The sequence below is a fragment of the Aquifex sp. genome (assembly GCF_056494385.1).
Genome location: NZ_JBSLZM010000052.1, coordinates 1 through 11,670, shown reverse-complemented (window position 1 = coordinate 11,670; position 11,670 = coordinate 1). Strand labels below are relative to the sequence as shown.

General features: G+C 44.2%; 10 protein-coding genes and 1 tRNA gene. 2 read left to right on the top strand and 9 right to left on the bottom strand.

Annotated features, from left to right (window positions below; genetic code table 11):
- A partial coding sequence (locus tag ACWB1W_RS04020; protein ID WP_479370104.1) for a GGDEF domain-containing protein occupies positions 1-924 on the top strand: 924 nt, incomplete at its 5' end.
- Here the strand turns inward: ACWB1W_RS04020 and ACWB1W_RS04015 are convergent.
- The 4 genes from ACWB1W_RS04015 to ACWB1W_RS04000 all read right to left on the bottom strand — a co-directional run bounded on the left by ACWB1W_RS04015 (position 860) and on the right by ACWB1W_RS04000 (position 3,807).
- Positions 860-1,513 (bottom strand): lipoyl protein ligase domain-containing protein, encoded by a 654-nt coding sequence (locus ACWB1W_RS04015; RefSeq protein WP_479370103.1) that lies wholly within the window; start codon positions 1,511-1,513, stop codon positions 860-862. The two genes, ACWB1W_RS04020 and ACWB1W_RS04015, sit on opposite strands and share 65 nt — an antisense overlap.
- A complete protein-coding gene (gene hemC, locus ACWB1W_RS04010; protein WP_479370102.1) occupies positions 1,510-2,421 on the bottom strand; it encodes a hydroxymethylbilane synthase in 912 nt (303 codons plus the stop codon). The genes ACWB1W_RS04015 and hemC overlap by 4 nt, the downstream gene beginning before the upstream one ends.
- Positions 2,422-2,429: 8 nt before the next feature.
- Positions 2,430-2,521: transfer RNA gene (locus ACWB1W_RS04005), tRNA-Ser, on the bottom strand.
- A gap of 14 nt (positions 2,522-2,535) precedes the next feature.
- A complete protein-coding gene (locus tag ACWB1W_RS04000) occupies positions 2,536-3,807 on the bottom strand; it encodes a nicotinate phosphoribosyltransferase (RefSeq protein WP_479370101.1) in 1,272 nt (423 codons plus the stop codon).
- Positions 3,808-3,831: 24 nt separating this feature from the next.
- On the opposite strand from ACWB1W_RS04000, the gene purN reads away from it, so the two are divergent.
- Complete coding sequence (purN, locus tag ACWB1W_RS03995; RefSeq protein ID WP_479370100.1) at positions 3,832-4,485, top strand: phosphoribosylglycinamide formyltransferase; 654 nt, start codon at positions 3,832-3,834, stop codon at positions 4,483-4,485.
- On the opposite strand, the gene rpsU is transcribed toward purN, so the two are convergent.
- From rpsU to ACWB1W_RS03970, 5 genes are all read right to left on the bottom strand, one after another.
- Positions 4,478-4,681 (bottom strand): 30S ribosomal protein S21, encoded by a 204-nt coding sequence (rpsU, locus tag ACWB1W_RS03990; protein ID WP_459775830.1) that lies wholly within the window; start codon positions 4,679-4,681, stop codon positions 4,478-4,480. The genes purN and rpsU overlap by 8 nt on opposite strands.
- A 70-nt stretch (positions 4,682-4,751) precedes the next feature.
- Positions 4,752-8,000, bottom strand: coding sequence for an efflux RND transporter permease subunit (locus tag ACWB1W_RS03985; RefSeq protein WP_479370099.1), 3,249 nt, complete (start codon positions 7,998-8,000; stop codon positions 4,752-4,754).
- Positions 8,001-8,004: 4 nt separating this feature from the next.
- On the bottom strand, positions 8,005-9,129 hold the full coding sequence (locus tag ACWB1W_RS03980) for an efflux RND transporter periplasmic adaptor subunit (RefSeq protein WP_479370098.1): 1,125 nt from the start codon (positions 9,127-9,129) through the stop codon (positions 8,005-8,007).
- Positions 9,126-10,457, bottom strand: a complete 1,332-nt coding sequence (locus ACWB1W_RS03975; protein ID WP_479370097.1) for a TolC family protein — start codon at positions 10,455-10,457, stop codon at positions 9,126-9,128. Before ACWB1W_RS03975 ends, ACWB1W_RS03980 begins: the two co-directional genes overlap by 4 nt.
- Before the next feature lie 35 nt (positions 10,458-10,492).
- On the bottom strand, positions 10,493-11,670 hold a 1,178-nt coding region (locus tag ACWB1W_RS03970; RefSeq protein ID WP_479370096.1), incomplete at its 5' end, for an epoxyqueuosine reductase QueH.

The window sequence follows — 11,670 nt, the reverse complement described above, 5'->3', positions numbered from 1 at the left end:
GTAAACGAAGCTTCAAAGGAATTTATAGTTAGTGAGGCGAAAAAAGATAAATACGTGTTTGAAAAGCTACTAATAAAAGAGCTTCTGAAGGATTCAAGAAAAGAGAGATATATAAAAAGTAAGCTTTTATGGACTATACATTTTCTCAGGGACGTAATAAGTCTCTCTTACGAACCTTCTGTTAACCTTGATTACAGAAACTGTCCCCTCTGGAGGGATTTAGTAAAACTGAAAAAGGGCAGGTTAAGGGAAAAATTTCTGAGAGAAATTCTCGAAACCCATAAAAGAGTTCATATACTCGCAAAAAAATTTTACGAATCCTTGAAAGAAGAAAATTACATAAGTGCATACTTCTATTACCAAATCTGTGTTAAGAACTCATACGCTCTTATTTCTCTTCTTTCCGCGGTAAGGCTGAAGGAAGTTTCCGAGCAGCTAAAGAGGGACCCGCTCACGGGACTTCTGAACAGGCGGTTCCTTATACCCGTATTTGAAGACATTCTTGAACTATCTATGTATACAGAGATGCCTTTCTCGGTGGCCATAATAGACCTTGACAACTTTAAAAAGATAAACGACACCTACGGACACCTTGTAGGGGACTGTGTTCTTAAAAACGTTGCAAAAATTATAAGGAAGAACATGAGAAAGTCCGATTACATTTTCCGCTATGGTGGTGAGGAGTTTTTAGTTCTTTTGCCTTCAACGAGTCTTGAGGATGCTGTGAAAATTCTTGAGAAATTAAGAAAAGCTGTGGAACATACCGAGGTTGAGTGTGAAGGAAAGAAGATAAGTATAACGGTTAGCATAGGTGTATGTAGCGATATATACACGGGAGATAAGTCTCCCGAGGATTACATCAATTGTGCGGATGAAAAGCTTTACGAAGCAAAGAAGGAAGGTAAGAACAGAGTAATTTTTTAAATTCCTCAGAACTAATTCCGAGTTCCCGTAAAGAGGTTATACGCTCCTTTAAACTTCTTGAACTAATACCTAAAATCTTTCCGGCTTCTTCATAATCAAAGTATTTATAAACACTTCCGTGTATGAGGAAACTCCTCTTAAGGGTTCTCATAGCAATAGCAACAAGCTTTTTCCCTTCCTCTGTCTTTATCTCACCGAAGGTTGGAAAGAAGAAACAAAAGTATTCACACATATTATAAGATTTATTCCTTTCAAGAAATACCCTTATTCTCAAAATTTCAAAGATTTCTATTAATATCCGGGAAAACTCCCTATAAATCCTGAGCGGGGATTTTCCATCTCTGTATCCTACGATGGAGAAGCTTACGTCCCAACCGTGGAGGAGTGCACCACCTCCCGTAGGTCTCCTTACAACCTTTACGGGAAAGTTTTTTTCCTTCTGATTTCTTCCTATGCTTACGCATACCTCACTCCATTCGTATATCCTGAAGGAAGGTTCTATTTCACCCCTTTCAAGACTAAAAAGGAGCTCCTCATCCTTTCTCATATTCTCCTCGGGAGGAAGAACCTCAAATCCTAAGAACCTCATCGGGAGTATATCTCCCTGAGTATTTCCTCTCCCCCTTCTTTTAGAAGTTTGCGGGCAAGCCTTTTTCCTACCTCTTCTGCTTCCTCAACCCTTCCTCTTTCCTCGCCCTCTATAAATCTTTCCGCTTCAAGGTCAGAGATGAAAGCCCTCAGTTTTACTTCTTTCCCTTCCACGGTTGCAAAGGCTCCTATGGGAACTTGACAGCCTCCCTCAAGCTCCCTGAGGAACGCCCTCTCGCACAAAGCGGATATATAGCTTTCATTGTGGTTTAAGGGTTTTATTAACTCCTCAACCCTTTTGTCCCCTTCTCTTATCTCAATCGCAAGGCTTCCCTGACCCACCGCAGGGATAAAGTCGTAGAGAATTTCGGTAATCTCGTTTTCAAAGCCCATTCTCTTTACACCCGCATAGGCAAGAACTATGGCATCGTATAAGCCCTCTTTTAGTTTCCTCATTCTTGTGTCAACGTTTCCCCTGAGAACTTCTACTTTCAGATCCCTTCTCTTTTTCTTTATCTGAACCTGTCTCCTTAGGGATGATGTTCCCACCTTTGAACCTTCGGGAAGCTCAGAAAGTTTTTTTCCGTTTCTCGATATGAGAACGTCGTAAGGGGTTTCCCTTTTTGTTATAGCACCGAGGGTAAGACCTCCGGGTATCACCATGGGAACGTCCTTGAGAGAGTGGACAGCGAGGTCAATCTCACCTTCAAGGAGAGCCTTCTCTATCTCCTTAACGAAAAGTCCCTTCCCTCCTATTTTTGCAAGGGGAACGTCCTTTATCTTGTCCCCCGTGGTTGTTATCTTTACAAGCTCAACCTCAACACCCCAATACTTTTCAAGAAACTCCTTTACGTAGTTCGCCTGCCACAGGGCTAACTTACTCTTTCTCGTTCCTATTCTTACCTTCATGGGGAGTATGGCGGAAGGGGAGGGATTCGAACCCTCGGTGCCCCAAACGGGGCACACGGCGTTTCCAGCGCCGCGCCTTCGACCGCTCGGCCACCCTTCCTACCGAATAATTAATTATAAAATCTTAACCTCATACTCACAACGCCTTTCTATGTCTTTGAACTCCCCGGGGAGTTTATCAAGCTCTTCCATAACAACTTCCCTTATTTCCTTAAGGCTCGGTAGCTTTTCCTTAAGTCTTCCGTTTTCCACATATAGCTTTACGAGTTTCTCTCCCTCCCTCTCCTCTTCCCATTTTACAGTTTCGTCGTAGACCATCTTACCCCCCTCATAATACCTGTATACCTGTCTTTTGTAGGGAAATGTTTTCTTTCCCGGACTGAGTTTATACTTAGGTTTCCCTTCATACTCAACGAGCTTGTAGGCTATATCAAAGTAGGGAGCATCCGCTGAGGTTATGAACTTAGTTCCCACACCGAAGCCATCTATCGGTGCACCCTTCCCGAGCCACTCTTTTATCTTATACTCGTCAACTCCTCCGCTCACAATTATCCTCACATCCCGAAGGCCGTTCTCGTCAAGTATCCTTCTTGCCTCCTTAGTGAGCTTAACAATATCCCCACTGTCTATTCTTATACCGACCGTTGGGACTCCTTCCTTCGCAAGCTTCACAACTTTCTTAACAGCTTCTATTGTGTCGTAGGTATCAATGAGGAATATCGCGTTATTAGGGTAAAGCTTTGCAAAGGCTCTAAAGGCATCTTCTTCACGTTCAAATATCATCACGTAGGAATGGGCCATTGTTCCGACAACGGGTATTCCGAACCTTCTTCCCGCCTCAACGTTTGAGGTTCCGTCAAATCCGGCTATAAAGGAAGCCTTCGCTGCAAGTATTCCCGCTTCAAGTCCGTGAGCCCTTCTGAAACCGAAATCAACGAGCTTTTTACCTCTTGCAACGAGATAACTCCTTACAGCCTTTGAGGCTATCATCGTCTCAAACTGTATTGTGTTTATAACCATTGTTTCAAGGAGCTGAGCCTTCGGTATACTCGCCTCAACCTGAACTATGGGTTCGTTTTGGAAAATAATCCTTCCCTCCGGTATTGCGTAAAGGTTTCCGTCAAACTCAAACTCTTTTAGGTAATCAAGGAAGTCGTCCTTAAATAGTCCCAAACTTCTCAGATACCTTATCTCTTCATCTCCGAACTTAAAGTTTTCTATCCTCCTTATAAGCGTTTCAAGGCCGGCGCTTATTAGGAAGTTTCTCCTTTCGGGCAACTTCCTTATGTAAAGAGAAAAAACCGCCTTCCCCGTTTTCCCCTCGTATAGGTAGCTCTGTGCCATAGTAAGCTCGTATAAGTCCGTGCAGAGTCCGAGGTATCTCATAAATAAGAGTTTAAAATTATTGAGATGTTGAAGATAGGCGTTCTTGTGTCGGGAAGGGGTAGCAACCTTCAGGCAATTATAGACTCAATAGAGTCGGGAAAGGTAAAAGCGTCCATAGAAATAGTTGTCTCGGACAATCCGAAAGCTTACGCGATTGAGAGGTGCAAAAAGCATAACATCCCTTACGAAGTTGTTGAGAGAAAAAGCTTCAAAAGTAAGAGGGAGTTTGAGGAAAGGATAGCAGAAATACTGAAAGGGAAAAAAGTTGAGCTTGTTGTTCTTGCAGGGTTTATGAGAATACTTTCGGGAAACTTTCTAAAATATTTCCCAAATAGGGTTATAAACATCCATCCTTCTTTAATACCGGCTTTTCAGGGTTTGAACGCTCAGAGGCAGGCTTTGGAGTTCGGAGCCAAGTTCTCGGGTTGTACCGTTCACATAGTTGATGAAAGCGTTGACGGGGGTCCAGTCATAGTTCAAGCCGTTGTTCCGGTTCTTCCCGAGGATACGGAGGAAACCCTTTCCGGGAGAATTCTTAAGTTGGAACACAAGATACTCCCTCAGACAGTTCAGTGGTTCGCAGAAAACAGGATAAAGATTAAAGGAAGAAAGGTTGTAGTAGAAGGGGCGAGATACGGGGAACTCCCCGTAAACCCAGCCCTTGAGATATTTAAATGAGCTGTTGTTGCTTCTTTAGAGCCTTTAGTATCTTCTTCCTTCTGTTCCTTTCCCTCTTTTTCTTCCTCTCACTGGGTGGTTCGTAGTGTTCCCTTCTTTTTAACTCCGTTAAAATCTGCTCCTGTTCAACCTTGGACTTGAACCTCTTTAACACCTTTTCTATAGGTTCTCCTTCGTTCACTATCACCGTAACCAAGCCTTTTTCACCTCCTATCAAATTTTAAGTTCATTTAATTATAAAAAAGTTTTTAGAAGAGGGAAAGGCCTTAATCCGCCATTAGGTCCCTCTTTATCATCTCGGGTGTGGGGCATGCTTCGGGAGGCATTCTCTTAATCTTTGAAGCGTAATACATTACAGGTATAAGAACGAGTGTTAGCGTCGTTGAACCTATCGTTCCGAATATGAGGGATATTGCAAGTCCGTTAAAGATTGGGTCGAAGATTATGACGAAGGCACCTATTATAACCGCTGCAGCGGTAAGGAGTATAGGCCTTGTTCTGATTACCCCCGCCTCTACAACCGCAACGTGAACGGGTAGACCTTCCCTAACCCTTTGTTCTGCAAAGTCAACCAGGAGAATGGAGTTTCTAACGATAATACCGCCCAGTGCTATGAAACCGATCATGGATGTAGCGGTGAAGAACACGTTACCCATTATCTTGTCCATGAGCCAGTGTCCCGGGATGATACCGACGAGCGTAAGGGGTATGGGTGCGAGTATTATTCCGGGAATTCTGAAGTCCTTGAACCACCCGAGAACCAGAACATACATAACGAAGACAGCAACCGCAAAGGCAAGACCGAGGTCTCTGAAAACCTCAAGGGTTATGTGCATCTCTCCGTCCCACTTAACGTAAACCCTGTCCTCCATAACGGGTAAGGACATCCAGAGTTCTCCCACCTCTCCGTACGGGTTTTCAATGCTGAGTATCTTATCCCTTACATCCATTATTCCGTAGATGGGCGCTTCCTCCCTTCCCGCAACGTCACCTATTACGTATATAACCCTTCTTAGGTTCTTATGGTAAATAGTTTGAGGAATAGGTCCTTCTTCAACTTCAACCAGTTCAGAAAGAGGTACGAGCTTACCTTCCCTGTTCGGTATCTTCATGTTTTTGAGCAGTTCGGGAACCCTGAACTTTTCATCAAGTCTTATGATTATGGGAACGTGTTCCGTATCCGTCGTCTGCATTATACCCGCTTGCCATCCGCCTACCAGCGCCTTTACGGTGTAAACCACCTCCTCCTTAGAAAGTCCCGCAAGCTTTACCTTATCCTCCCTTACCTTGAACTTTATCATGGGGGCGGGATACTCAAGGTAAATCCCTTCGTCCGTTACAGCCTTTGAGTCCTTGAAGATCTTTAGAACCCTCCAGGCGAACTCCCTCTGAGTCTTCATATCGGGTGCGTAAACTTCCGCAACTATGGGAGAGAGAACAGGCGGCCCCGGAGGAACTTCTACAACTGCGACGTATTTAGCCCCGTACTTATCAGCTATCTCGTGAACTTTAGGTCTTATAAGCTTTGCAAACTCGTGGGACTGGAGGTCCCTGTCGTGCTTACCTACGAGGTTAACCTGGATTTCGGCAAGGTTAGACGCTTGCCTGAGGTAGTAGTGTCTTACGAGTCCGTTAAAGGTAAAGGGTGCAGCAGTTCCCACGTAAATCTGGTAATCGGTAACGATTGAGAAGCTTCCGACGTAATCTGCTATTTCTTTCGCAACCTTAAGGGTATCCTCCAGCGTGGTTCCCTCAGGCATATCAAGGACAATCTCAAGCTCGGATTTGTTGTCGTAAGGGAGCATCTTAACGAGAACGTGCTTTGTGGCTATCATTCCGACAGAAGCTCCCATAAGTCCGAGGACGAAGAGGTAAAAGAGATACCTTTTTACCTTACTTGCAAGGAGCGGATACATTATGTGACAGTAAATCTTCCAGAATAAGGTTTTTCTTATGTTTATTTCGTGAGCCTCCCTTTCCTTCTTCAGTATGTGGTAAGATGCCCAAGGTGTAACTATGAACGCAACGAGAAGGGAGAAGAACATTGCAACCGATGCGTTAATGGGTATAGGCCTCATGTAGGGTCCCATCATACCCGTGACGAAAGCCATAGGCATGAGTGCCGCTATAACCGTGAAGGTTGCGAGGATGGTGGGGTTTCCTACCTCGTCGGTCGCGTGAACTATAGCGTCTCTCGGGGGGAGCTTTTGCATCTCAAACCATCTGTGAATGTTTTCAACTACTACTATAGCGTCGTCTACGAGTATACCTATGGAGAATATAAGGGCGAACAGCGTAACACGGTTGAGGGTAAAACCGTACATCTCGTTCAGGAACAGGGCTATTGACAGGGTAACGGGAACCGCAAGACCTACAACTATCGCTTCCCTTATCCCGAGGGATACGGCAATAAGGAGAACCACCGAGAAGGTAGCTATGAAGAGGTGTTCAAGGAGTTCCATAGCCTTCTCTTGGGCTGTTTCACCGTAATTTCTCGTTACCGTTATGTTCACATCTTTCGGGATTACCTTACCCTTCAGGTGTTCAACAAACTCTATAACCTGTTCCGCAACGACAACAGCGTTTGTTCCCTTTCTCTTTGAAACAGCTATCGTAACAGCGGGATAAATTTCCCCCGGTTTTCCTTCTATTCCCTTGTACTCGTGGGCCTCACCCACACCGAAGAATACGTAATCCTTTATTTCGGAAGGCCCGTCAACTATCTTCGCAACGTCTTTTAGGTATATCACCCTTCCGTTTCTTACACCTACAACTACGTTCTCAACGTCCTTAACGGACTTAAAGAACGTCCCTGTCTTTATGAGATACTCAGTATTTCCTTTGTTTAACCTTCCGCTTATAGCTTGGGCGTTTGCACTCTTCAGTATTTGGGCAACGTATAGGGGAGACACACCGTATGCCTCCATCTTCTTGGGGTCAAGAATTACCCTTATCTGCCTTGGTCTTCCACCGATGAGGTAAACGTTAGCCACGTTGTCAATCTTCTTAATCTCGTTCTGGAGTGTTGCCGCAAGTCTTCTTAGAGAATACCAATCGTAATTTTTGCCCCAGAGGGTTAAGGTAACTATGGGAACGTCGTCTATGGACATGAGACGAACAACGGGAGGAAGGATTACTCCGGGAGGAGCCATATCAAGGGCAGACATCATCTTTGAATTGAGATCAACGAGAGCCTTCACCGGGTCCGTTCCGACGTAAAACCTTGCGGTGACTATTCCCATATCGTTCATAGAAGCGGAGTAAATATACTCTATGTCCTTGAGCTCCCAGAGCTTCTTCTCAAGGGGGAAGACTACCCTCGCCTCAACTTCCTCGGGTGTAGCACCCGGGTAAGGTATGAAGATGTCTATCATGGGAACAACTATCTGGGGCTCTTCCTCCCTGGGTGTTGTTAAAACTGCAAAGAGCCCCAAGGATAGGGCAACGATTATAAGTATGGGCGTTAACTTGGAGTCTATGAAGTAGTGTGCGAGCCTTCCCGCCAATCCGTACATCGGATTAACCTCCTACCTTACATCCATCACAGGCTCTTTCTATACCTTCTACGATTACCCTCTCACCGGGAGAAAGACCTGCAAGAACCTCGTAATAACCGTTATATTCTCTACCCAGGCGAACGAGCCTGAGCTTTATAATTCCCTCGTTATCAACAACCCAAACGCCTGTAAAGTCCCACCTTTTGAAAACCGCGCTCTTCGGTATTAACACCGTAGGTTCTTCTATCCTTTCAATCTTGAAGACCTTAGCAAACAGACCGCTTTTTACCTCGTTGCTGTCTATTAGTGCCTTTACCTTGAAGGTTCTCGTCATGGGATTTACCGCTGGCTCTACCTCTACGACCTTTGCTATGTAGGTCTTCCTTAGTGCCTCAACGTAAACCTCAAGCTTGTCCCCTACCTTTATCTTTCCGAAATATTTTTCGGGAAAAGCTACCTCAACTTTGTAGGGTTTCCTTTCAAGAACAGCGAGGGGCAATCCCGGTCTTGCTATGTCCCCCTTATCAACCAGTTTGCTTATTACGTATCCGTCAAAGGGAGCTTTTACTTCTGCGTAAGAGAGTTGAGCCCTTGCGGAATTGTAAGCCTCCCTCGCTACCCTAACCTCAGCTTTTGCAGCCTCAAGCCGGGCTTTAGCGACCTTGAACTTTGCCTCAACCTCGTCAAACTCCTGCTGAGTTACCGCTCCCTCTTTTAGGAGCTTCTTAAACCTTTCGTAGGTCTTTTTAATTGCTTCGTAATGTGCCTGTGCGGCGAGGTAGTTCTTCTTAGCCTGTTGTATCCTTTGTCTCATTATGTTTACCTGAGCCCTTATATCCCTCGGGTCTACCACAAATAGTGTTTGTCCCTTTTTTACGAAATCCCCTTCCTTAAATCTCACGTCAACCACATAACCCATAACCCTCGTTGATATTTCGGCCCTGTCTCCTGCTACTATCGTTCCCGTGTAAGCTACCGGGACTTCCTTCACAACCTTAACGGGTCTTATCACCACTCCGCTGACTACTTTCCTCTCTCTCTTTACTTCTTTGGCTTCTATCTTTTCGTGAAAGGCCCCCGAGAGCCAGAGTATCGTAATGAGTATAGGAATGAAGAGAAACACAAAGTATTTCATAAAGGTTCTCATCTCAGTACCTCCTCTTTAAGTATTCCTGCGGAATACAGAGCCTTAGCGTAAGCGATATTACAATCCCTCAAAGCTTTCACATACTCAAATCTCGCCATATCAAGCTGGGTTTGTGCATCTAAAAGGTCTACCATCCTTGCCATTCCTACCTCGTAACGTTTTTTTATAACCCTTACAACCTCTTCCGCTTCCTTTATCCTTTGCTTTGCGGACTCAAGGGACTTTAAAGCATTCTCGTATTCTGCGTATACTTGTTCTATCTGGAAGTTAATGGCCTTTGCTAGGAGTTTCTTTCTTTTTTGGAGTGCTCTTCTTTGCTCCTCAACACTTCTTATTTTATGAAAAGTGCTTCCGCCCGTGTTGAACTGCCACTTAACACCCACACCCAAGGTGTATCCATCCCCTTGAGTTCCAAAAGGTATATTTTTGTCATACGTTGAGTAATTAGCGAAGGCAAAGATGTGGGGAAGTATATCTCCCAGAACAGCCCTTCTTGCCTCTTTCAGAACTTTAAGATAGTAGTTAACGGCTTTGTAGTCTTCCCTGTTTTTTAAAGCTACCTTTTTAAGTTCCTCCTTACTTACCCTGGGGCAGGTTTTTATGTCCTCAACATCAAAATCTCCGTAATCCCTGTTAGTAACAAGTTCAAGAGCTTTTTTTGCAACCTCGTAGTTGTTTTTTGCTTGAGTTAGTTTTTCTTCTGCCTTTGAAAGGTAAACCTTAGCTCTTAGAACGTCAGCAAACAGAGCAACACCGGTTTCGTAAGCTTTCTTTGCAAGCTTCATATGTTCCTTTGCATCTTTTACGGAAAGCTCCGCAACTTTTACCGCATTTTTTGCAAGAACAGCGTTAGCGTAAGCCTTGTAGACCTTCAGAATAACCTCTTCCTCTTTTCTCCCGTATTCCGTTTTTGTAGCTATCCACTTATACCTGTTCATCTCCTTAAACGCTCTCAGCTTTCCTCCTATCCATATGGGAATCTCAAGGGTTATCTTAGTCTCAAAGTTGTTAACCGCATCGGGATTATTGAGTTTGTTAGGGGCAAAGTCGTTCGGGCTTATCCTCTCCTGGTTCAGTTTTGTAAACAGGACGTAAGCAGGTATATTGGTTCTTGAAAATGTTTCTTCAAGCTTCAAGGTGGGAAATAAAAGTGCCCTTGCGGATTTATATTCATACTCTTTTGATTTCACTTCCCTTTTATAAGCTTGGAGTTCTAAGTTCCTCTCAAGGGCATCCTCTATGAAAACTCTTAGAGGTATTTCCGCAGAAAAAGCTATACCGACAAGAAGGAGAAAGAGAAATCTTCCCATGGCCACCTCCATCCACATAATTATATCATAATATTAGAATATTCTAATATTCTTTAAGTCCATTCAAATATTAACTCAACTTCCCTTCCGAGGTAATCCCTTATAAACCTGCTTCCGCTTCTCCCCAGACTTTCAGCCCCGAGGAGTGCGACTGCTAAATCTCCCCTCCTTATATGTTCGATATTTTCCTCAATAAACCTACAAACGTCTTCTTTCGTTACACCCTTTCCGTCCTGGAGAGTATCCGCAGGAATGCCGAGGAACTCCTTTGCTTTGATATTTCCGAGTATCAGCACCTCGCTCTTTTCCGGTATAAATTCGGTCCTAAGGGTTGCGGTTATCTTCTCGGTAAGGAGCTTTTCTTTGTATCCGTATGGGACTATAAAGGTGGGGTTCACGAGTGTTGTAGCTTCCCTTAAGGGTAAATCTCCGAAGGGTTCTTTTAATATTATCTTTACGTTTTGCTTATTCAGGAAAAGTTTATCCCCGTTTACGTGCTCAACCTTTCCCTTTGCAACCCCCCTTATCGAAACGGAGTAAGGAAGAACGTATGAAGGGATTACTTCCTTGTTCACCTCTATTTTTCCCTCAAGAACTTTCCAGTTCAGGAAAGGAAACTCATACTCCTTTACGGGAATGCCGAGTTTTTCCGCCTTAAGTCTTATTTCCTTTATAAATAACCGTTCTTCCTTTGAGCCCGGTCTCCTTCCCTTAAAGCTTACCAGGTCCCACTGAACCGGTATGTCCTTTTGTTTGAAGAGTCCGTATATACAACCACAGTAATCCTGCTGGTAGATATCCCTTTCCTTGGATAGTTTAAACATTTCCTGAGTTCCGCCACCTTTTCTGTAGTCAAGTGCCAAGAACTTTACATTAGTCCCCTTCGTTGCTTCTTCTCCTGCCCTCTTAAGCTGGGGAATACTTTTTTTCGGACTCATAAGGAGTGTGGTCGTTAGATATTCACACCCCAGCTCTTGAGCAACCTTTACGGATTTAGTTAACCTGTAGTCAAAACATATTGTGCATCTCTTTCCCCTCTCGGGTTCATCCTCGTAACCTTTTACCTCCTCAAGCCATTCCTCAACATCGTACTCACCTTCTATGAGTTTTATACCAAGTTCCCTGCATATCCTCTCGGTTTCTATATACCTGAGTTTATACTCCTCGTAGGGGTGTATGTTTGGGTCGTAGAAGTATCCCACTATTTCGCTTTCGGGAAAATCTTCCCTAA